15 protein-coding genes and 4 pseudogenes are annotated in these 22,513 nt (G+C 68.8%); 1 reads left to right on the forward strand and 18 read right to left on the reverse strand.

The genetic code is table 11. The features are described from left to right. Window positions 1–434: 434 nt before the first annotated feature. A complete protein-coding gene (locus M6G65_RS10940; RefSeq protein ID WP_238196694.1) occupies window positions 435–1,703 on the forward strand; it encodes a glycosyltransferase in 1,269 nt (422 codons plus the stop codon). 161 nt (window positions 1,704–1,864) lie between these two features. Here M6G65_RS10940 and M6G65_RS10945 read toward each other — a convergent pair whose 3' ends face one another. The 18 genes and pseudogenes from M6G65_RS10945 to nuoE form a co-directional block, all read right to left on the reverse strand. After that, window positions 1,865–2,125 carry a hypothetical protein gene (locus M6G65_RS10945; RefSeq protein ID WP_238196695.1) on the reverse strand — a complete coding sequence of 87 codons (261 nt, stop codon included), beginning with the start codon at window positions 2,123–2,125 and terminating at the stop codon, window positions 1,865–1,867. Between the two features lie 258 nt (window positions 2,126–2,383). Further along, window positions 2,384–3,097 (reverse strand): ABC transporter ATP-binding protein, encoded by a 714-nt coding sequence (locus tag M6G65_RS10950; protein WP_192708311.1) that lies wholly within the window; start codon window positions 3,095–3,097, stop codon window positions 2,384–2,386. A gap of 14 nt (window positions 3,098–3,111) precedes the next feature. Then, window positions 3,112–4,407, reverse strand: a complete 1,296-nt coding sequence (locus M6G65_RS10955) for a lipoprotein-releasing ABC transporter permease subunit (protein WP_250103926.1) — start codon at window positions 4,405–4,407, stop codon at window positions 3,112–3,114. A gap of 9 nt (window positions 4,408–4,416) precedes the next feature. Then, window positions 4,417–5,741 (reverse strand): annotated as a pseudogene (gene proS / locus M6G65_RS10960) (proline--tRNA ligase). Window positions 5,742–6,312: 571 nt separating this feature from the next. Further along, window positions 6,313–6,639 (reverse strand): DUF1467 family protein, encoded by a 327-nt coding sequence (locus M6G65_RS10965; protein ID WP_238196697.1) that lies wholly within the window; start codon window positions 6,637–6,639, stop codon window positions 6,313–6,315. Window positions 6,640–6,644: 5 nt separating this feature from the next. Beyond that, complete coding sequence (gene mce / locus M6G65_RS10970; protein WP_250103927.1) at window positions 6,645–7,049, reverse strand: methylmalonyl-CoA epimerase; 405 nt, start codon at window positions 7,047–7,049, stop codon at window positions 6,645–6,647. Between the two features lie 214 nt (window positions 7,050–7,263). Next, the gene (locus tag M6G65_RS10975; protein WP_250103928.1) at window positions 7,264–8,937 is read right to left on the reverse strand and encodes a ribonuclease J; all 1,674 of its coding nucleotides are present in this window, start codon (window positions 8,935–8,937) and stop codon (window positions 7,264–7,266) included. A gap of 16 nt (window positions 8,938–8,953) precedes the next feature. Continuing rightward, a pseudogene (locus M6G65_RS10980) lies at window positions 8,954–9,756 on the reverse strand (biotin--[acetyl-CoA-carboxylase] ligase). A gap of 7 nt (window positions 9,757–9,763) precedes the next feature. After that, window positions 9,764–11,212, reverse strand: a complete 1,449-nt coding sequence (gene nuoN / locus M6G65_RS10985; protein ID WP_250103929.1) for an NADH-quinone oxidoreductase subunit NuoN — start codon at window positions 11,210–11,212, stop codon at window positions 9,764–9,766. Window positions 11,213–11,222: 10 nt separating this feature from the next. After that, window positions 11,223–12,743: an NADH-quinone oxidoreductase subunit M gene (locus tag M6G65_RS10990; protein WP_250104235.1), complete on the reverse strand. Its 1,521-nt coding sequence runs from the start codon at window positions 12,741–12,743 to the stop codon at window positions 11,223–11,225. Window positions 12,744–12,752: 9 nt separating this feature from the next. Beyond that, window positions 12,753–14,867: pseudogene (gene nuoL / locus M6G65_RS10995) on the reverse strand (NADH-quinone oxidoreductase subunit L); the annotation flags it as partial. Window positions 14,868–14,949: 82 nt separating this feature from the next. Beyond that, window positions 14,950–15,255 carry an NADH-quinone oxidoreductase subunit NuoK gene (nuoK, locus tag M6G65_RS11000; RefSeq protein ID WP_010686008.1) on the reverse strand — a complete coding sequence of 102 codons (306 nt, stop codon included), beginning with the start codon at window positions 15,253–15,255 and terminating at the stop codon, window positions 14,950–14,952. 22 nt (window positions 15,256–15,277) lie between these two features. Further along, a complete protein-coding gene (locus M6G65_RS11005) occupies window positions 15,278–15,898 on the reverse strand; it encodes an NADH-quinone oxidoreductase subunit J (RefSeq protein WP_192708302.1) in 621 nt (206 codons plus the stop codon). A gap of 119 nt (window positions 15,899–16,017) precedes the next feature. Beyond that, a complete protein-coding gene (gene nuoI, locus M6G65_RS11010; RefSeq protein WP_250103930.1) occupies window positions 16,018–16,506 on the reverse strand; it encodes an NADH-quinone oxidoreductase subunit NuoI in 489 nt (162 codons plus the stop codon). A 16-nt stretch (window positions 16,507–16,522) separates the two neighbouring features. Then, window positions 16,523–17,551: an NADH-quinone oxidoreductase subunit NuoH gene (gene nuoH / locus M6G65_RS11015; protein WP_250103931.1), complete on the reverse strand. Its 1,029-nt coding sequence runs from the start codon at window positions 17,549–17,551 to the stop codon at window positions 16,523–16,525. Beyond that, a complete protein-coding gene (nuoG, locus tag M6G65_RS11020) occupies window positions 17,548–19,644 on the reverse strand; it encodes an NADH-quinone oxidoreductase subunit NuoG (protein ID WP_250103932.1) in 2,097 nt (698 codons plus the stop codon). Before nuoG ends, nuoH begins: the two co-directional genes overlap by 4 nt. Window positions 19,645–19,836: 192 nt before the next feature. Next, window positions 19,837–21,138 (reverse strand): NADH-quinone oxidoreductase subunit NuoF, encoded by a 1,302-nt coding sequence (gene nuoF, locus M6G65_RS11025; RefSeq protein ID WP_192708298.1) that lies wholly within the window; start codon window positions 21,136–21,138, stop codon window positions 19,837–19,839. Window positions 21,139–21,147: 9 nt separating this feature from the next. Further along, window positions 21,148–22,508: pseudogene (gene nuoE, locus M6G65_RS11030) on the reverse strand (NADH-quinone oxidoreductase subunit NuoE). Between the last annotated feature and the right edge of the window lie 5 nt (window positions 22,509–22,513).

Raw genomic sequence — 22,513 nt, forward strand, 5'->3', positions numbered from 1 at the left:
CACCACTCCGCGGCGCCCCTGTGGACAATCGGCGTCCGGAGGCTGATCGCCTGTGTATAAGCCGTTCCAGGCGGGAACCGAGCGGCCTCCGGCAAAAACCGGCTAACGGACCGGTGCCAAGGCTATGGCCCACGCACCCACCGCCGCGAACAGCATTCCGAACGCCATGAGCTCTGCCATTCCAGTCAGGACCAATCGCTTCAGCATCGCCGTGCCTCCTGGTTTCGCGCCCCAGTATGTTCATGTTTTGTTCTAATGGAAGCGTCTGCTGGCCCGGGGCGGCCGTGACGTCCGGTCATGGTAAAAAGTGTCTTGATGCGGAGCGGGCAGGCTGGCATGGCCGGCGCCCAGACGAACTCGATTTCTGACCGGGGGGTTCGAAGGAGCAAGCCATTCCCGCGCACCGGACGGTCGAACAGGTCGACGTCGCCCTTGTGGCCGTCGGCACACACGGCGACGTGCTGCCGTTCATCGCGCTCGGCCACGAACTCCTCAAGCGCGGCCACGGGGTGTCGCTGGCGGCGCCGGCGCCGTTCGAAGCGATGGCGCGCCGCGCCGGCCTCGCCTTTCAGCCGCTCGGGACGGTGGCCGATTACGAGGCCGTGATCCGCCAGCCGGACCTGTGGCACCCGCAGCAGGGCTTCCGGCCGATGTTCGACTATGCCCTGCAGGTGGCCGAGCCCGCCTGCCTATGGCTCGGGGCGACCCGGGCGCGCGGCATCGACCTCGTGGTGGTCGCCTCGCCCCTGGCCTGGGGCGCGCGCCTTGCCCAGGATCTCTACGATCTCCCGACCGCCACGCTGCACGTGATGCCGTTCCTGATCGAGAGCCGGTTCGATCCGCCGCGGCTCCCAGGCCTGCAGATGCCGCGCTTCCTGCCGGCTACGCTGCGCGCCTACGTGAATCTCGGCGTCGACAAGGTCGCGGTCGGCCCGTTCACGCTGCCGCCGCTCAACGCCCTGCGCGCACGCCTCGGCCTCGATCCGGTCTACCGGCTGCGGCATTGGTGGAACAGCCCGACGCGCATGCTGCTCATGTTCCCGGATTGGTACGCGGCGCCGCAGGTGGACTGGCCGGCGCAGGCGGTCCAGCTCGGCTTCCCGCTGGTCGACCGCTTCGGCGACGTCGCCGCCCTGCCGCCGGAGCTGGAGGCCTTCCTGGACTCGGGCGACGCGCCGCTCGTGTTCACCTACGGTTCGGCCATGCGCCAGGGCGCGGCCTTCTTCGACACCGCGGTGGAATTGTGCCGGCGGATGGGCCGTCGCGGCGTTCTGCTCGCCCCGCAGGACGGGCAGATTCCCCGGCCGCTACCGCCCGGGATCATCCACCTGCCCTACGCGCCTCTGAGCCGGCTGCTGCCGCGCAGCGCCGCGCTGGTCCATCACGGCGGCGTCGGGACGGTGGCGCAGGCGCTGGCCGCGGGCATCCCGCAGCTCGTGGTGCCGGTGGCGTTCGACCATTTCGACGAGGGGCGGCGCCTGAAGGACCGCAATCTCGGCACCACCCTGAGCCGCCGCGGCTTCCGGCCCGCCCGCGCCGCCCGCGTCCTGGGGCGGCTGCTCGCAGATCCGGCGGTGGCGCAGGCCTGCGCGACGGCCCGGGCGCGCATGATGGAGAGTCGCGACGCGATCGCGCAGGCCTGTGATTACGTGGAGGCCCTCGCCGCGCCGGACGCCCGGGCCGGATCCGCGACGGCACGCTGAGGGGCGGAACGCCGAAGCGCCGCCCACGCGGGGCGGCGCCGGTCTGTCAGTGGCTCAGCAGGACGTTGGCCGAGCCGACGAGCGTCACGAGAAGGCCGCTCACGAAAGCGCCGATCATCGCGTAGGACAGAGCCTTGAGCTTCATCCGCCTCCCCGCCGGATCAGCAGCGGTACCCGCCGGCAGTCTGGCCGTACTGCTTGATGGGTCGGGTCTGCTGATTGGCGTTGCCCTCGGCCGCCGAGCTCATCGGGCAGCCCTCGTAGAAGGGGGCGTCCTGGACCCCGAGGCCGAGCGCGCCGGTGGTCTCGGGTGTGTACGGGGCGAAGCCGGTCCACCGGCCCTCGTTGGCCGCCAGGGCGGACGAGAGCGGGGCGGCGCCAAGCATCAGAGCAGTCACGGCAATAATAATACGGTTCTTCACGGCGTCGCTCCAGAGATAACGCAGTACAGGCCGGTTGATCGGCTCTGTTTTGTCTTGCGTGATTGCAATATAGGGAGCTGACGTCTTTTGTGGCGTGCCTCCCCGCACGCGGCGGGGTGGATTAAAATGCGCGTGGTCTTCGGCGTGTTTCGGAGGCGGTCACGACGTCATGCGGCGCGGCCGGACGCGCAGGCCCGTCAGGGAGCACCCACACCTTGGCCAGGTGGCTCGGACCGTCCCGTGGGCCTGTGGCAGCCCTCAGTCGAGCTGCGTGATCAGCCCGTCGCGGATGGTCACCCGCCGGTCCATGCGGGCGGCGAGGTCCAGATTGTGGGTCGCCACCAGCGCGGCGAGACCCGAGGCGCGGACCAGGGCGAGCAGCACCGAGAAGACGTGGCCGGCCGTGCCGGGGTCGAGGTTGCCGGTGGGCTCGTCGGCCAGGAGCAGCCGCGGGCCGTTGGCGACCGCCCGGGCGATGGCGACGCGCTGCTGCTCGCCGCCCGAGAGCTCGGCCGGACGGTGCGGCAGGCGCTCCTTGAGGCCGAGAAAGCTGAGCAACTCGGTGGCGCGGGCCTTCGCTTCCGCGCTCTTCAGCCCGCGGATCAGCTGCGGCATCACCACATTCTCGAGCGCCGAGAATTCCGGCAGCAGATGGTGGAATTGGTAGACGAAGCCCATCTCCTCGCGCCGGAGGCGGGTGCGCTCGGCATCGGGCATCGCGGCGGTCGGCTGGCCGCCGATATAGACCTCGCCGCCGTCCGGCCGCTCCAGGAGGCCGGCGAGGTGCAGCAGGGTCGACTTGCCCGCGCCCGACGGCGCCACCAGCGCCACCAGCTCCCCCGGCCAGATCGCGAGGTCGGCCCCGCGCAGGATCTCCAGGGCGCCCTCGGCCTGGGGATAGCGCCGCTCGACGCGGGAGAAGAACAGGGCCGGGACCGGCTGGTCGCCGGCCGTCTGGCTGGAATCGCTCATCGGTGGGCGGCCCGTCAGCCGTAGCGGAGGGCCTGCACCGGATCGAGCCGGGCGGCGCGCCAGGAGGGATACAGCGTCGCGGCGAGCGACAGCAGCAGGGAGGTGACCACCACGGCGGTGATCTCCTTCGGGTTCATCTGGGCCGGGATCTCGGCGAGGAACCGCACGGTCGGGTCCCAGGCACCCGGAAACAGCACGTGCTGGATCGGCTTGATGTTCAGGGTGATCAGGATGCCGAGCCCCAGCCCGCTGAGCGTCCCGACGACGCCGATCAGCGCGCCGTTGATCAGGAACACCCGCATGATCGTGCCGGGCGTCGCCCCCATGGTGCGCAGGATCGCGATGTCGCTCGACTTGTCGCGAACCAGCAGGATCAGGCCGGAGACGATGTTGAGCGTCGCCACCACGACGATCAGGCTGAGGATCAGGAACATCACGTTCCGCTCGACCTCCAGCGCGCCGAAGAAGGTCCGGTTGCGCTGGCGCCAGTCGGTGAGCAGGATCGGGCGCTCGGCCGCCATCTCCAGGGGCTCGCGCATGTCGCCGACATGGTCGGGATCGCCGACGTAGATCTCGATCATGCTGACGTCGCCGTCCTTGTTGAAGAAGGCCTGGGCCTCGGCGAGCGGCATGAACACGAAGGTCTGGTCGAACTCGGTCATGCCGACCTCGAAGACCGCCTTGACCGTGTAGCTCTTGGTGCGCGGGGCCGTCCCGAACGGCGTCGACGATCCCTTGGGCGTGACCAGCGTGATCGTGTCGCCGGCCTGGAGGCCCAGCGTGTCGGCGAGCCGCCGGCCGATCAGCACGCCGGTGCCGTCGCCGAAGCCCTCCAGGGTGCCGCCGCGGATCGAGGACGACACGGCTGCCAGGGCGTCGAGATCGGCGGCGCGCACGCCGCGGATGATGACGCCGGAGCCGCCATATTGCGACGAGGCGAAGGCCTGCCCCTCCACCAGCGGCACCGCGGCGCGCACGCCCGCCACCTTCGACAGGCGCTCCGAGAGGTCGGTCCAGTCGTTGAGCGGCCGGTCGATCGGCGTCGCGAACAGGTGTCCGTTGATGCCGACGATCTTCGACAGCAGCTCCGCCCGGAATCCGTTCATCACCGAGAGCACGATGATCAGCGTGGCGACGCCGAGCGCGATGCCGAGCACCGAGAAGAACGCTACCACCGAGACGCCGCCGCCCCGGCGCGCGCGCAGGTAGCGGCCGGCGAGGATCCACTCGAACGGTGCGAAGGGTGCGGTGCCCTGGCGGAACGAGGCCGCGAAGATCCTGGCCCGGTCCAGCGCCGCTGATGCCGCCATCGGCACGGCTCAGACGCGCCGGATGCGCGCCAGCAGGTCGACGGTCGCGAGGCTCTCGCGCTCGCCCCCGGCGCGCCGCTTCAGCTCGACCTTGCCCTCCGCCAGGCCCTTCGGCCCGACGATCACCTGCCAGGGCAGGCCGATCAGGTCGGCGGTCGCGAACTTGGCGCCGGGACGCTCGTCCCGGTCATCGTAGAGCACCGACAGGCCGGCGGTCTCGAGATCCGACTGGATCTGCGCGCAGGCGGCGTCGGTGGCAGCATCGCCGACCTTGAGGTTGATCAGCGCCACGTCGAAGGGCGCGACCGAATCCGGCCAGATGATGCCGGCCTCGTCGTGGCTCGCCTCGATGATCGCCGCAACCAGCCGGCTCGGGCCGATGCCGTAGGAGCCCATATGGACCGGCCGCTCGATCCCGTCCGGCCCGGCGACCTTGGCGCCCATCGGCTCGGAATACTTCGTGCCGAAGTAGAAGATGTGGCCGACCTCGATGCCGCGGGCGGCCAGCCGGCTCTCCTCCGGCACCTCCGCGAAAGCCTCCGGCTCGTGCATCTCCTCGGTGGCGGCGTAGTGCGAGGTCCAGGCATCGACGATGCCCTGGAGGCCGGCTACGTCGCCGAAATCGACGGTCGCCGGCGGGATGTCGAAATCGAGATAGGCCTTGTCGCAGAAGACCTCGCTCTCGCCGGTCTTGGCCAGGATGATGAACTCGTGGGACAGGTCGCCGCCGATCGGGCCGGTATCGGCGCGCATCGGGATCGCCTTCAGGCCGAGGCCCGCGAAGGTGCGCAGATACGCCACGAACATCCGGTTGTAGGCGTGGCGCGCGCCGGCCTGGTCGAAATCGAACGAGTAGGCGTCCTTCATCAGGAACTCGCGCGAGCGCATCGTGCCGAAGCGCGGGCGCACCTCGTCGCGGAACTTCCACGAGATCTGGTAGAGGTTCTTCGGGAGATCCTTGTACGACCGGACGCTCGCGCGAAAGATCTCGGTGACCATCTCCTCGGCGGTGGGGCCGTAGAGCATCTCGCGGTCGTGCCGATCCTTCAGGCGCAGCATCTCCTTGCCGTAGGCATCGTAGCGGCCGGATTCGCGCCACAGCTCGGCGGATTGCACCGTCGGCATCAGGATCTCGATGGCGCCGGAGCGATCCTGCTCCCGTCGGATCACCGCGCAGACGCGCTCCAAGACCCGCAGGCCCAGCGGCAGCCACGCGTAGATGCCGGCCGATTCCTGACGGACCAGCCGGCACGCAGCATCAGCCGGTGCGAGACGATCTCGGCTTCCTTGGGCGTCTCGCGCAAGGTCGGCATGAAGTAGCGGGAGAGACGCATGTCGCCGAAATCTTGGAATTGGGGGCCGGCCGGGGGAGCCGCGGCACGCCGGCACACAACACGCCGGAGCCGCAAATTACAAGCACTGCGCGACCACGGCGCGGCGTAATCGCGGCGAAGCCGAGGCGTTGGACCTGACCGGACGGTGGGTTGCCCACGCGAAAAGCGCTCTGCCTATTTGCCGGCAAGAAAGCGCAGATTTTTCTCGCAGACCCGGTGACAACACGAATTGTTGTTCCTATAAGCGTCCCGCGATGTTTGCGACGCCCGGAAGAGGTGGCGCAAGGTCCGAGTCTCGGGAGGAAAAGCGACCGCCCCGCAGCCAATGCGTGGGATCTATAAAGGTCGAGCCATTGAAGCTTGAAAAGCAAGGCCTCTGGCCTTGCTTTTTTTATTCTTGGCGGTCGCTGGGATCACCGCCTTCGCCGGATCCATCCTGGCCCGTCGGCGCAGCGCGTCGCGCGCGGCCGATGCGGAGCACCCGCCCGTTCGGCCCTGTGTCGAACGGGTCGGGCCAAAGCCGTGAGCCGGCCGGCGTCCGGGCAGCGCAGGACTGCCGCTCCGAGCCGTCCTACAGCCCGGTGAGCGGGAACACCGCCAGGGCGATCAGGAAGGCGGCGCCCGCCACCAGCGTCGTCCAGATGGCCTTCTCGCGCAGACGCGGCGCCACCGGCGCACCCGGGTCCTGCCCCGGAACCACGTGGCTCGGCCGCGTCTCCGGCTGGTTGCGCAGGGGCAGGACCGCGAAGAGCAGAGTCCACCAGACGACGAAGTAGAGGGCGATCGCGCCGCCCACCGTCAGCTTGAACAGGCCCACCCCCGCCGCTACGAAGGCGGCGACCAGCACGGTGATGACGGCCAGCGTGATCGGCGTCGAGCGGGTGAGCGTCGCCATCATCCGGTTCAGACCTGTTCCAGCTCGACGAGCGTGCCCAGGAAGTCCTTCGGATGCAGGAACAGGACCGGCTTGCCGTGGGCGCCGATCCGCGGCTCGCCGGTGCCGAGCACCCGGGCGCCCTGGGCCTTGAGCTTGTCACGCGCCGCCAGGATGTCGCCGACCTCGTAGCAGACGTGGTGGATGCCGCCGCCGGGATTGCGGGCCACGAAGGCCTCGATCGGCGAGCCCTCGCCGAGCGGTGCCATCAGCTCGATCTTGCTGTTCGGCAGTTCGACGAACACGACCGTGACGCCGTGCTCGGGCTGCGGCAGCGGCGGCGTGATCGTGGCGCCCAGCGTGTCGCGATAGACCGCGCAGGCGGCGTCGAGATCCTGCACGGCGATGGCCACGTGATTGAGACGGCCGATCATGGTTGTTCCTCCCCATTCGCGCACCGATCGGCAGGTCGCTCCCTCCCAGTCGCTGACCTCCTCCTGAGGTGCCGGAGCGCAGCGGAGGCCTCGAAGGAGGGCTCCAGGGATCGCGCGACCGGCTGGAGGGCTCCTTCGAGACCCGCTGACGCGGGCACCTCAGGATGAGGGATTTGGGCGGGATCTGCCGTGATGCGTCGTGCGGTTTCGTACCCTAAACCTCGGCGACCTGCACGTGGCAGGCGGGCTTCTTGCCCCAGACCTCGTTGACCGCGGTGCGCACCGCTCGGTCGACCGTCTTCTCGACGCTCTCCGAGTCCTTGAGCTTGCCCCGAGACATGCCCGACAGGGTCCGGGACACGGCATCGACCACCGTCTCGATCAGCGGCTCGCCCGACCGGCCACGGTTCGGCAGGCCGATGATGTCCACCGCCGGCTCGCCCAGCACGACGCCGTCCTCGCCGATGGCGATCGCCACCGAGACGAGGCCCGCCTGCATGAGCTTGCGCCGCTCCGGGATCGCCCGGTCCTTCTCGTCGATCAGGACGTCGCCGTCCTTGAACAGGCGGCCGGCCTTGACGTTGTCGATCACCGCCGGCGTGCCGGGGCTCAGGCGGATGAGGCTGCCGTTGCGGGCCTTGACGACGTTCTGCACGCCCTGCGCCCGGGCGAAGCGGGCATGCTCGCCGAGGTGAAGCGCCTCGCCGTGGACCGGGATCGCGGTGCCGGGACGGGTCCACCGGTACATCTCGACCATCTCGTCGCGGCGCGGGTGGCCCGAGACGTGGACCAGCTCGGTGCGGTCGGTGATCACCTCGACGCCCTGCTCGATCAGGTCGTTGATGATCGACCCGACATCGCGCTCGTTGCCGGGGATGGCGCGCGAGGAGAAGATCACCTGATCGCCCGGGGCGAGGCTGATATCCGGGTGGTCCCGGCGGGACACCCGGGCCAGCGCCGCCCGCGGCTCGCCCTGCGAGCCGGTGAGCAGGGCCACGACCCGCTCGCGCGGCAGACTCTTCCACGAATCCGAACGCCGGAATTCGGGCAGCCCGTCGAGGTAGCCGCATTCGCGGGCGACATCGATCACCCGGTCCATGGCCCGGCCGACCGCGATGACCTCACGGCCGCAGGCGGCCGCCGCCTCGGCGACCGCGCGGATGCGGGCGACGTTCGACGCGAAGGTGGTCACCGCGACCCGGTGGGGCGCGTCGGCGATCAGCGTCTTGAGGGTCTCGGCGACGGTCTTCTCGCTCGGCGAGAAGCCCTCGCGCACGACGTTGGTCGAGTCGCAGACGATGGCGAGGACGCCCTCGTCACCGAGCGCCGTGAACGCCTCCGGGGATGTCACCGAGCCGGCCACCGGCGTCGGGTCGATCTTCCAGTCGCCGGTGTGGAGCACGAGGCCCGCCGCGGTGCGGATCGCGATGGCGTTCGATTCCGGGATGGAATGCGAGACCGGCACGTATTCGAGCTCGAACGGCCCGACGGTCACGCGCCGGCCGGGCTTCACCTCGCGCAGGTCGACCTTGGGGGCGCCGGGCTCGGAGAGGCGCCGGGTCTCCAGCAGGTTCTTGGCGAAGCGGGTCGCGTAGACCGGGGCCTTGAGTTTAGGCCACAGCTCCGAGATCGCCCCGATATGATCCTCGTGCGCGTGGGTGATGAAGATCCCCAGCAGGTCCTTGCGCCGCTCCTCGATGAAGGCGAGGTCCGGATACATCAGGTCGACGCCCGGCATCTTCTCTTCGCTGGCGAAGCCCATGCCGCAATCGACCATGATCCACTTCCGGCCCTTCTCCGGGCCGAAGCCGTAGAGCGCCGCATTCATCCCGATCTCGCCCACGCCGCCGAGCGGCAGGAAGACCAGCTCCTCCTGTCCCATTCCCATCTGTCGTCGTCCAAACTCAGGCCGCCGTCGCGGCCGATCCGAAATGCACCTCGCCCGCCGTCACGGTATGCCGGTTCCCATCGGGGGCGAGGATCACGAGCCGCCCCCCTCGCCGATCGTCTCGAACACGCCCCGCAGGATGTGTCCGCCGCTGTGCACCGCGATCTCCGATCCGAGACCCGCGGCCCGCGCCAGCCAGTCGGCGCGCAGGGCAGCGAAATTCTGTCCCCGGTCCCAGAGGCGCGCCCGCGCGGCCATCCGGTCCGAGAGGTGTTCCAGTAGCGCCTCGGCGCCGCCCGCGTAACCCGTCGCGGCCAAGCTCGTGGCGGGTAAGCCCTCCGGGGCCGCCGCGACGTTGACGCCGAAGCCGACCACCACGGCCCGCCGGCCGCCCGGCAGCGTCTCGGCCTCCAGGAGCAGGCCGGCCAGCTTCGCGCCGCCGAGCAGCACGTCGTTCGGCCATTTCAGCTTCACAGATCGGGTGCCGCTGCCGGAAGCGGTATCCGGCAGGGTGCCGCAGGCCGCCTCCAGCGCCTCGACCAGCGCGAGGCCCGCCACGAAGCCGAGCTCGGCGAGATGCTCGGGCGCGACGCCGGCCACCGGCCAGAGCACGCTTGCCGCGAGGTTGCCCGGCAGCGAGGCCCAGCTGTTGCCCCGGCGGCCGCGGCCCGCCTCCTGACGGTGGGTCACCACCCAGAGGGGGCCGGTCTCCCCTGCCCGCGCCTGAGCCATCGCCTCCGTGTTGGTGGAGCCGAGGCTGTCATGGACGTGCAGGCGGTGGCCTGCGGCGCGCGCCGCGGGCCCGAGTCGGTAGCTCAAGGCCGTCCTAGAACAGCGACTTGGCGGCCCGGCCGGCGGCGCCGACCAGCGGGCCGGGCAGCAGGAAGAAGAGCACCACCACGACGCTCGACAGGGCGAGCACCACGCGCAGGCCCGGCGCCATCGCCTCGTAGGGCTCCTTCGGCTCGCCGTCGAAATACATGATCCGCACGACGCGCAGGTAGTAGTAGGCGCCGACCACGCTGGTCACCACGCCGATCACCGCCAGCGTCACGAGTCCGGCCTTGATGGCGGCGGCGAAGACGTAGAACTTCGCGAAGAACCCGGCGAGCGGCGGGATGCCGGCCAGCGAGAACATCATCGCGGCGAGGCAGAAGGCCAGCCACGGATGCGTGCGCGACAGGCCCGACAGGTCCTCGATCTTCTCGAACATCACGTCCCGGCGCCGGAGCGACAGGATGATCGCGAAGGTGCCAAGCGTCATCGCGAGGTAGATGATCATGTAGGTGACGAGCCCGCTGATCCCCTCCTCCGAGCCGCAGGCCAGGCCGATCAGCGCGTAGCCGATATTGGCGATCGACGAGTAGGCCATCAGGCGCTTGATCGAGGTCTGGCCGATCGCCGCGAAGGAGCCCAGCGCCATCGACACCACCGAGACGAAGATGAAGATCTGCTGCCAGATCGCCGTCACGTCCGGCATGGCGCCGATGAAGACCCGCACGGTCATCGCCACCGCGGCCATCTTGGGCGCCGAGGCGAAGAAGGCCGTTACCGGGGTCGGCGAGCCCTCGTAGACGTCGGGCGTCCACATGTGGAACGGCACGGCCGCCAGCTTGAAGCACACGCCGGCCGCCAGGAACACGATGCCCAGCACGATGCCGAGGCCCGCGTTCTCGTTCAGCGCCGAGACGATGCCGGGGAACGAGACGGTGCCGGTGAATCCGTAGACCAGCGAGGCGCCGTAGAGCAGCATGCCGGACGAGAGCGCGCCGAGCACGAAGTACTTGAGGCCGGCCTCGGTGGATTTCACGTCGTCACGGTGGAACGCCGCGATCACGTAGGCGGCGAGCGACTGCAGCTCGAGGCCGAGATACAGCGCGATCAGGTCGTTGGCCGAGACCATGACCATCATGCCGATGGTGCAGAGCACGATCAGCACGGGGAATTCGAACCGATCAATGCGCTCGCGCTTGAAGAAGTCGTGCGCCAGCAGGATCGTCGCCGAGGAGCCGAGCAGCACCAGCGACTTCATCACCTTAGAGAAGGCGTCCGAGACGAACGCTCCCGACAGGGTCGTGACTCGGCCGTGGACCGGCTGGGAGATCACCACCGACAGGGCGACGAGCAGCAGGACCAGCGCGCCGAGGCTCACGGTCTCGGCAGAGCGGTCGCCGCGCCACGCGCCGTAGAGGATCAGGACCATGACGCCGATGCCGAGGATCAGCTCGGGCAGGAGCGGCGCCAGCGAGGGCAGGACGGAGTGGACGGTGGGCATGGTGTCCGTCTCAGCGCGGGACCGGCAGCGCGGCGGCCGCGGTCTGGGTGTTGGACAGGGCGGCCTTCATGCTGGTCATCAGCGCGTCGGTCGAGGGCGCGAACACATCGAGCACGGGGGCCGGGTGCACGCCGTAATAGATCGTCAGGGCCACCAGCGGCGCCAGGATGATCTTCTCCCGGAGATCCAGGTCGAGGATGCCCTGGAGGTTCGGCTTCTCCAGCTTGCCGTAGATCACCCGGGCGTAGAGCCACAGGGCGTAGGCCGCCGACAGGATGATGCCGAAGGTCGAGAAGAACGCCACGTTCGGGTTCGCCTTGAAGGCGCCGAGCATCGCCAGAAACTCGCCGACGAAGCCGGACGTGCCCGGCAGGCCGACATTGGCCATGGTGAAGATCAGCATGGCCACCGCGTAGAGCGGCATCCGCTTCACGAGGCCGCCATAGGCGGCGATCTCGCGGGTGTGCATCCGGTCGTAGACGACGCCGACGCAGAGGAACAGCGCGCCCGACACGATGCCGTGGGAGATCATCAGGAACAGCGCGCCCTGGATGCCCTGCTCGTTCAGCGTGAACAGGCCGAGCGTCACGAAGCCCATATGGGCCACCGACGAGTAGGCGATCAGCTTCTTGATGTCGGTCTGCATCATCGCGGTGAGCGAGGTGAAGATGATCGCGATCACCGACAGGGCGAAGACGAACGGCGCGAACTCCTGGCTCGCCACCGGCAGCATCGGCAGCGAGATCCGGATGAAGCCGTAGCCGCCCATCTTCAGGAGGATGCCGGCCAGGATCACCGAGCCCGCGGTCGGCGCCTCCACGTGGGCGTCGGGCAGCCAGGTATGGACCGGCCACATCGGCATCTTCACCGCGAACGAGGCGAAGAAGGCGAGCCACAGCCAGGTCTGCATCTGCGCCGGGAAGCGGTACTGCAGCAGGGTCGGGATGTCGGTGGTGCCGGCCTGCCAGTACATCGCCATGACGGCGAGCAGCATCAGCACCGAGCCGAGCAGGGTGTAGAGGAAGAACTTGAAGCTGGCGTAGATCCGGCGCTGCCCGCCCCAGATGCCGATGATCAGGAACATCGGGATCAGGCCGGCCTCGAAGAACAGGTAGAACAGCAGCAGGTCGAGGGAGGCGAACACGCCGATCATCGTCGTCTCGAGGACGAGGAAGGCGACGAAGTACTCCTTCACGCGGAAGTGGATCGAATGCCACGAGGCGCCGATGCAGAACGGCATCAGGAACGTGGTCAGCAGGATCAGCGGCATCGAGAAGCCGTCGACGCCGAGCTTGAACCGGATCGTCTCGGTGAGCCACGCGTGGCTCTCGACCAGCTGGAAGCTCGGCGAGGCGGCGTCGTAGCGGTTCCAGGCCACCAGGGAGAGCAGGAAGGTGACCACCGTGGTGGCGAGCGCGGCCCAGCGGCTGTTGCGCGCGACCGATTCCTCGTCGCCGTTCAGCGTCAGGATGAAGGCCGCGCCGCAGAGCGGCACGATCAGCAGGCCGGAGAGGATGCCGAGGCCGAGCATGTCAGTGAGCCCCTTGGGCAGGCCGGACATCAGGTACCAGCTGATCAGGCCGGCGACGCCGATGAGCATCACGAAGGCGTAGTGGTAGAGGTAACCGGTCTGGAGGCGGACCACCCCGCGGGTCACGTCGGCGACGCGGGCCGCGATGCCGTTCGGCCCGAGGCCGTCGATGATCCGGCCGTCACCCTGCTTCCAGAGGAACAGGCCGAAATCCTTGGCGGGGCGGACGAAGATCCGGTCGTAGATCTCGTCGAAGTACCACTTGTTCAGCAGGAACCGGTACAGCGACGGCTGCTGGGCGGCGAGCGCGCCCGGCAGTTCCGGCCGGCGGATGTACATCCAGAAGGCCAGCACGAAGCCGAGGATCAGCATGATCAGCGGCGAGTAGGAGACCAGCGCCGGGACCTCGTGGATCTCGTGCATGATGTGGTTGTTCGGTCCGTGCGCCAGGGCGTGGCCCCAGAACGCGTCCATCCCCTCGCCGATGAAGCGGTCGTGGAAGATGATCCCGGCGAACAGCGCGCCGAAGGCGAGGATCGCCAGCGGGACCGTCATCACCAGCGGGCTCTCGTGGGGCGTGTGGTCGCCGTGGTGGCCGTGTCCGTGATGATCGTCGGCGACGAGGTCGCTCCTGTGCGCCGGCTCGATGTCGTGGCCCTTGTCGTCGTGGGCGACGCCCTCGGTGTGGCCCGGTGCGCCGTCGGCCTCGTGCGCCATGGTCGAGTGCGCCACGGCGGGGGCGTCGTGGTGATCGTGCGCCGCGTGATCGTGTGACCCGTGGGCGCCCCAGCGGGCCGGACCCTCGAAGGTCATGAAGAACAGGCGCCAGGAGTAGAACGAGGTGAAGAACGCCGCCACCACGACGCACAGGAAGGCGAGCGTGTGCCCGGGCCGGGTGGAGGCGTAGGCCGCCTCGATGATCGCGTCCTTCGAGTAGTAGCCGGCCGTGTAAGGGAAGCCGATCAGCGCCAGGGAGCCGATCGCCATCATGGCGCTGGTGTAGGGGATGTAGCGGCGCAGGCCGCCCATGTTCCGCATGTCCTGCTCGTGGTGCATCGCGTGGATGACCGAGCCGGCGCCGAGGAACAGCAGCGCCTTGAAGAAGGCGTGGGTGAACAGGTGGAACACGCCGGCCGAGTAGGCGCCGACGCCGAGCGCCACGAACATGTAGCCGAGCTGCGAGCAGGTCGAGTAGGCGATCACCCGCTTGATGTCGTTCTGCACCAGCCCGATTGTGGCGGCGAAAAAGGCCGTGATGCCGCCGATCACCGTCACGACGATCAGCGCGTTCGGCGCCTCCTCGAACAGCGGCGACAGGCGGGCGACCATGAACACGCCGGCGGTCACCATGGTGGCGGCGTGGATCAGCGCCGAGACCGGGGTCGGGCCCTCCATGGCGTCCGGCAGCCAGGTGTGCAGCAGGAACTGCGCCGACTTGCCCATGGCGCCCATGAACAGCAGCAGGCAGGCGAGCGTCAGGGCGTTCCAGTCGTAGCCGAGGAAGTGGAACGAGAGCGTCTTGATCGCGTCGACCTTGTCGAAGATCGCATCGAACGCCACCGACCCGGTGAGCACGAAGGTCAGGAAGATGCCGAGCGAGAAGCCGAAATCGCCGACGCGGTTGACGATGAACGCCTTCATGGCTGCGGCGTTGGCCGAGGGCTTCTCGTACCAGAAGCCGATCAGCAGGTAGGAGGCGAGGCCCACGCCTTCCCAGCCGAAGAACATCTGCACGAGGTTGTCGGCCGTCACCAGCATCAGCATGGCGAAGGTGAACAGCGACAGGTAGGCGAAGAAGCGCGGCCGGTGCGGATCCTCCTCCATGTAGCCCACGGAGTAGAGGTGCACGAGGGTCGAGACCGTGGTGACCACAACGAGCATCACCCGGGTCAGGGTGTCGACCTTGAAGGCCCAGTCGACCTGGAGGTCGCCGGCCGAGAACCACGACGCGACCTGCACCCGCTCGGCGTGGCCGCCGTCGAGGAACACGCCCCAGGCGATCAGCGCCGTGAAGGCGAGGAACGCCGTGGTGATGTACTCGCAGGCCCGCGCCCCGATGTACCGGCCGAACAGGCCGGCGATCAGGAAGCCGATGAGCGGGAAGAAGACGATCGCGTGATACATCGCTCTCTTGCAGTCCGTCCTCCGGGCCGGCCGCGATGCGGCGGCGTCCGGATGTGAATCGGGGCGGCGGGGTGAGGAGGCCCTAGCCCTTCATCATGCTCACGTCTTCCACCGCGATGGAGCCGCGGTTGCGGAAGAACACCACCAGGATGGCGAGGCCGATCGCCGATTCGGCGGCCGCGACCGTCAGCACGAACAGGGCGAAGACCTGTCCGGTGATGTCGTTCAGCTGCGTCGAGAAGGCGACGAGGTTGATGTTGACCGAGAGCAGGATCAGCTCGACCGACATCAGGATGACGATGATGTTCTTGCGGTTGATGAAGATGCCGAGCACGCCGAGCGTGAACAGGATCGCCGCGACGGTGAGGTAGTGGCTCAGGCCGATCATCGTTCGAATCTCCGGGCGATCATCAGACCTCGACACCCTGGCGCGACGGGACCTTGCGGGTCTCCACCGCCATGGCCTGGGTGCGGGCGTTCTGGACCGCGATGTTCTGGCGCTTGACGCCGGGCCGGTCGCGCAGCGTCAGCACGATCGCGCCGATCATGGCGACCAGCAGGATCAGGCCGGCGAGCTGGAAGAAGTAGGCGTAGTCCGTGTAGATCACGCGCCCCAGAGCCTGGGCGTTGGTGAGGTTCTCGGCGGCCGCGACGTTGCCGAGCGGTGCCTGCACGAGGCCCGGATCGATGCTCCAGGAGCCCACCACCAGCAGCAGCTCGACCAGGAAGATCGCGCCGATCAGGGCGCCGACCGGCAGGTATTGCTGGAAGCCCTGGCGCAGCTCGGCGAAGTCGACGTCGAGCATCATCACCACGAACAGGAACAGGACCGCCACCGCGCCCACGTAGACGACCACCAGGATCATCGCGAGGAACTCGGCGCCCATCAGGACGAACAGGCCGGCGGCGTTCACGAAGGCGAGGATCAGGAACAGCACCGAGGCGACGGGATTGCGCGCGGCGATCACCATGAAGCCCGACGCGACCGTGATGCTCGCGAACAGATAGAAGAAGGCGGCTGCTGCGGTCATGCGCTGGTCGGGATCGGCCGCCGGAGCGGCCCCTTCTGCCGTGCGTGGAGACGGTCCGCAGCGGGCGGCCCGTCTATAGAACCCGGTCGACGGGGGCACAACCGCGCCCCCGGTATGAGTCAGCGGTAAGGCGCGTCCATCGCGATGTTGCGGGCGATCTCGCGCTCCCAGCGGTCGCCGTTCAGCAGGAGCTTCTGCTTGTCGTAGAGAAGCTCCTCCCGGGTCTCCACCGAGAATTCGAAGTTCGGCCCCTCGGCGATGGCATCCACCGGGCAGGCCTCCTGGCACATGCCGCAATAGATGCACTTCACCATGTCGATGTCGTAGCGCGTCGTGCGGCGGGTGCCATCGTTGCGGCGGGGGCCCGCCTCGATGGTGATCGCCTGCGCCGGGCAGATCGCCTCGCAGAGCTTGCAGGCGATGCAGCGCTCCTCGCCGTTCGGGTAGCGACGCAGCGCGTGCTCGCCGCGGAAGCGCGGCCCGCGATGGCCCATCTCGAAGGGGTAGTTGATCGTGGCCTTCGGCTTGAAGAAGTAGCGCATGCCGAGGACCATCCCCGACACGAACTCCTTCAGGAGAAGGCTCTTCGCAATCTGATCGAGCTTCATGCCGCGATCTCCGGTTTCATGCGTCAGGCGCCCGGGGCCGGCCGGTGAGCTTCAGGACGAAGGCCACGACCACCACCGAGATGAGCGAAATGGGCAGAAAGACCTTCCAGCCGAGGCGCATGAGCTGATCGTAGCGGTAGCGCGGCACGATCGACTTCACCATGGCGAACAGGAAGAACAGGAAGCTGGCCTTCAGGGTGAACCAGATCACGCCCGGCACCCAGGTGAACGGCGCGAACGGGATCGGGGACAGCCAGCCGCCCATGAACAGGATGGTCCCGAGGGCGCACATGCTCATGATGGCGACGTACTCGCCGAGCATGAACAGCAGGTACGGGGTCGAGGAATACTCGACCATGTAGCCGGCCACGAGCTCCGACTCGGCCTCCGGCAGGTCGAAGGGCGGGCGGTTCGTCTCGGCCAGCGCCGAGACGAAGAACACCACGAACATCGGGAACAGCCACAGCCAGTACCAGCCGAAGATGCCGAGGCTGGTGTCCTGCGCCATGACGATGCGCGAGAGGTTGAGCGAGCCGGCGCAGAGCAGCACGCAGATGATCACGAAGCCGAGCGAGACCTCGTAGGAGATCATCTGGGCCGCCGAGCGCAGCGCGCCGAGGAAGGCGTATTTCGAGTTCGACGCCCAGCCGCCCATGATGACGCCGTACACGCCGAGCGACGAGATCGCGAAGATGTAGGTGATGCCGACGTTGATGTCGGCGATTGCCCAGCCGTCGGCAAGCGGGATGACCGCCCAGCTCGACAGGGCGAGCATCGCGAAGACGAGCGGCGCCAGCAGGTAGATCGCCTTGTTGGCGCCCGCCGGGATCACCGGCTCCTTGATCACGAACTTGATCAGGTCGGCGAAGGACTGGAACAGGCCGAACGGCCCGACCACGTTCGGGCCGCGCCGGAGCTGCACCGCCGCCCAGATCTTCCGGTCGGCGAGCAGCGCGTAGGCGATGAACACGAGCAGCGCCGAGAGGAGCACGAAGCTCTTCAGCACGATCAGGAGCACGGTCCCGAGGATTTCGAGCGGCGTCATCGGTCTTGAGCTCCTACTCGGCCGCCGCCAGGGGCCGCCTCGGCGGCGCGCTCCCGGGCGAGGCGCGAGCACTCCGCGAGGATCCGCGAGGCGCGGGCGATCGGGTTGGTGAGGTAGAAGTCGGTCACCGACGACGCGAAGGCTGGTCCGGTCGCGGAGCCGCCGAGGCCCGCGAGCCGGTCGACCGCCTCGGCGACGGTGCCGGGCTCGACGGCCCCGATCGCCGCGAAATGCGGGTGGGCGGCGTAGAGCGCCCGGCGGAGCGCGGTGAGCGAATCGAACGGCAGGCGCTTGCCCAGCACGTCCGAGAGGGCGCGCAGGATCGCCCAATCCTCGCGGGCGTCGCCCGGCGGGAACGCGGCGCGGTTGCCCATCTGGACCCGGCCTTCCGTGTTCACCCAGGTCGCCGACTTCTCGCTGTAGGCGGCGCCGGGCAGGATCACGTCGGCGCGGGAGGCCCCACGGTCGCCGTGGCTGCCCTGGTAGATCACGAAGGCGCCCGGGGCGACGTCGCGCTCGTCGGCGCCGAGATTGAACAGGACGTCCAGCGCGCCCGGCTCCAGCATCTGCGCGAAGGTCAGGCCACCCTCCCCCGGCACGAAGCCGAGATCCAGCGCCCCGACGCGGGCGGCGGCCGTGTGCAGCACGCCGAAGCCGTTCCACTCGGCCGAGACCGCGCCGATCGCCTTGGCGAGCGTGGCCGCCGCGGCCAGGACGCCCGGCTCGGCACTCGCGCCGACGATCACGAGCGGCGCCTTCGCCTCCTTGAGAACGTCGAGGAAGCTGTGCTCACCGCGGGCGAGCGCAGCGAGAGAATCGGGGCCGGCGCCGATGTAGTGGCTCGGATAGGTCAGATCGACCGGCTCGCCGATCACGCCCACCGCCAGCGGCGCCATGCGCCAGCGCTTGCGGATGCGCACGTTCAGCAGCGAGGCCTCGGTGCGCGGGTTGGCGCCGACGATCAGGATCGCGTCCGCGGCCTCGATCCCCGGAATGGTCGGGTTGAAGATGTACGATGCGCGGCCCAGCGCCGGGTCGAGGCCGGCATCGGTCTGGCGGCAGTCGAGGTTCGGCGAGCCAAGGCTCTTGATCAGCTCACGGAGCGCAAAAATCTCCTCGACGCCCGCGAGGTCACCGACGATCGCGCCGACACGCTTCGGATCCGCGCCCTTCACCCGGGCGGCGACGGCCTGGAACGCCTCACCCCAGGAGGCAGGCCGCAGCCGACCGTTCTCGCGCAGGTAGGGCCGGTCGAGGCGCTGCATCCGCAAGCCATCGATGTGGTAGCGCGTCTTGTCGGAGATCCACTCCTCGTTGATCTCCTCGCTGATCCGCGGCTCGATCTGCATGACCTCGCGGCCGCGGGTGTCGATGCGGATCGAGGAGCCGACCGCGTCCATCACGTCGACCGACTCGGTCTTGTTCAGCTCCCACGGCCGGACGTTGTAGCTCTGCGGCCTGTGCACGAGGGCGCCCACCGGGCAGAGGTCGGCGACGTTGCCCTGGAGCTCCGAGGCCATCGACTGCTCGAGGTAGCTGGTGATCTCCATGTCCTCGCCGCGACCGATGGCGCCGAGGTCCGGCACGCCCGCCACCTCGGCGAGGAAGCGCACGCAGCGGGTGCAGTGGATGCAGCGGTTCATCGCGGTCCGCACCAGCGGGCCGATATGCTTCTCTTCGACCGCGCGCTTGTTCTCCTTGTAGCGGGTCGAATCGACTCCGTAAGCCATGGCCTGGTCCTGCAGGTCGCAGTGGCCGCCCTGGTCGCAGATCGGGCAGTCGAGCGGGTGGTTGATGAGGAGGAACTCCATCACCCCTTCCCGCGCCTTCTTGGTGCCCTGCGAGCGCGTCAGCACCTCCGGCGGCTCGCCGTTCGGGCCGGGGCGGCAATCCTTCACCGCGTAGGCGCAGGAGGCCACCGGCTTCGGCGCGCCCTTCAGCTCGACGAGGCACATGCGGCAATTGCCGGCGATCGACAGGCGCTCGTGGAAACAGAAGCGCGGGATCTCGGCCCCCGCGGCCTCGCAGGCCTGGAGCAGCGTGTAATCGGCGGGGACGTCGACCTCGATGCCGTCGGCGAGGATTTTTGTCATCGGATCGTCTCGTAAACTGGCCCAAACGCGCGAGGCCGGATCCCGCCCACGCCCTCATCCTGAGGTGCGAGGCGCAGCCGAGCCTCGAAGGAGATGTCCAGCCCGCCTCGCGATCTCTGGAGGCCTCCTTCGAGGCCCGCTGACGCGAGCACCTCAGGATGAGGCTGTGGGTTGGACACCGGCATTGCGCCTCTACTCCGCGGCCATCGGCACAGGCTCGCTGTGCGGGTTGGCGGTGTAGCGGTCGATGCGCTTCTCGATCTCGGGGCGGAAGTGCCGGATCAGGCCCTGGATCGGCCAGGCCGCCGCGTCGCCGAGCGCGCAGATCGTGTGACCCTCGATCTGCTTGGTCACCTCGAACAGCATATCGATCTCGCGCTTCTGCGCACGGCCCTCGGTCATGCGCTGCATGACGCGCCACATCCAGCCGGTGCCCTCGCGACAGGGCGTGCACTGGCCGCAAGACTCGTGCTTGTAGAAGTACGAGATGCGGGTGATCGCCGCGACGATGTCGGTCGACTTGTCGAGCACGATCACGGCCGCGGTGCCCAGGCCCGAGCCGAGGTTGCGCAGGGTGTCGAAATCCATCTTGGCGTCGATGATCTGCTCGCCCGGCACCAGCGGCACCGAGGAGCCGCCAGGGATCGAGCACAGGAGGTTGTCCCAGCCGCCGCGCATGCCGCCGCAATGGCGGTCGATGAGTTCGCGGAAGGTGATGCCCATCTCCTCCTCGACGTTGCACGGCTTGTTGACGTGGCCGGAGACGCAGAAGAGCTTGGTGCCGGTGTTGTTCTTGCCGCCGAGCCCGGCGAACCACGCGCCGCCCCGGCGCAGGATCGTGCCGGCGACCGCGATCGATTCGACGTTGTTCACCGTGGTGGGGCAGCCGTAGAGGCCCATATTGGCCGGGAATGGCGGCTTGAGCCGCGGCATCCCCTTCTTGCCCTCCAGGCTCTCGATGAGGGCCGTCTCCTCGCCGCAGATATAGGCGCCAGCGCCGTGGTGAACGTAGATGTCGAACGGGTAGTCGTGGACGTTCGACTGGCCGACAAGGCGGGCCGCGTAGGCCTCATCCACCGCCTTCTGGAGCGCGTGCTTCTCGGCGACGTACTCGCCGCGGATGTAGACGTAGCAGGCATGCGCGTTCATCGCGAAGCAGGCCAGCATGCAGCCCTCGATCAGGAGATGCGGGTCGTGCCGCATAATCTCCCGGTCCTTGCAGGTGCCCGGCTCCGACTCGTCGGCGTTGACCACGAGGTAGTGCGGACGCCCGTCCGACTTCTTGGGCATGAACGACCACTTGAGGCCGGTCGGGAAGCCCGCACCGCCGCGGCCGCGGAGCCCCGAGGCCTTCATCTCCTCGATGATCCAGTCACGGCCCTGCTCCAGCAGGAACTTGGTCCCGTCCCAGGCGCCACGCTTCTTGGCGGCCTCGAGGCCCGGTGACTGGAGCCCGTACAGGTTGGTGAAGATGCGATCCTGATCCGACAGCATGTCAGGTCCTCACTGAGCCGGCGCCGACAGGGCCTTGGCCTGCCCCACCCAGTTCTCCCGGTCGATGCGACCCGGGAACGCGAGGTAGGTGCCGACCCAGGTGATCTCGTCGCGGGACCAGGCGGCGATCTGGTCGAAATGGTAGATGCCGAGCCCGTTCAGGCGCTGGCTGTTGCCCGGGCCGATGCCCCTGATACGCGTCAGGTCGTCCGGCTGCCCGGCGCGCGCCGCGTCCAGTCCGGCGGGGCGCTTGCCGACCGCGTCGGCCTTCTGCTCGGGGCTTGCATCCTTCGGCAGGGCCGCGAGCGCACCGGCGACGCGCGCCTCCTCGGCCTCGGCGGCGACCTCGCCCTCGTTGGCGCCGGAGCCCTCGGGCTGCTGCGGAACCGCGTCGCGGGCCGGCGTTTCCTGATGGCCCTGCTCGCCGGCGGCGGGCTCGCCCTCGGCGACGCGCTTGGCCGTCGAGTCGAGCACGTCCGCGTCGCCCTGGCGCGCGGCGCCGTGCTTGGCGGTGGAGCGGCCGCGCTCGGCCGCGTCGGCGCGATCCTCGGGCTTGACCGGCGTCTCGCCGTCGGCGGCGCGCTGCGCCGGCGCATCGGTGACCGTGCGCTCCACCGGGCGACCGGCATCGGGCCGCGCCGGCTTCGGGTTCTCCGCGGCCTGCTGTGTGCTGGACGCGGCTTCACCGGTCTTGGCGGCCGGCTCCTCGCTCTTGCCGGCCTCCTCGAAACGCTTCCGCCAAGCGCCCACGCGGGAGCCGTCGTAGAGCGTCGGATCGGTCAGCGTGTCGGCGCCACCGAGCGGCTCGGACGAGACGCGTCCGGTCTGCGAGCCGATCTTCACCGGCCGGCCGGCGGCAAGGTCGTCCATCAGCTGGCCGAGCGACTCGGGCGTCAGGTCCTCGTAGTAATCCTGGTTGATTTGCACCATCGGAGCGTTGCAGCACGCGCCTAGGCACTCGACCTCGAGCCAGGAGAAGTTGCCGTCCGGCGTGACGTGGCCGGGCGCGCCGAGCCGTGCCTGGAGCATCTCCTTCAGCCCGCGCGCGCCGCAGGAATCGCACGGCACCGTGCCGCAGACCTGGATCCAGAAGCGCCCGACCGGCTCGAGCGCGAACATCGTGTAGAAGGTCGCGACCTCCAGCACGCGGATGTTCGGCATGCCGAGTTCCGCTGCCACCGCCTCGATGGCCGCGCGCGGCAGCCAGCCGCCGTTCTGCTCCTGCGCCTTCCACAGGAGCGGGATCACCGCGGAGGCCTGCCGTCCTTCCGGTACTTGGCGATCTGGGTCTTCGCCCACTCGGCATTCTCGGGCGAGAACGCGAAGCTCTGGGGCTGCTCCGAGGCGGGGGCGAGTCTGCGGTTTGCCATCGCTT

Source organism: Methylobacterium tardum, assembly GCF_023546765.1.
GTDB classification, from domain to species: Bacteria; Pseudomonadota; Alphaproteobacteria; order Rhizobiales; family Beijerinckiaceae; genus Methylobacterium; species Methylobacterium tardum.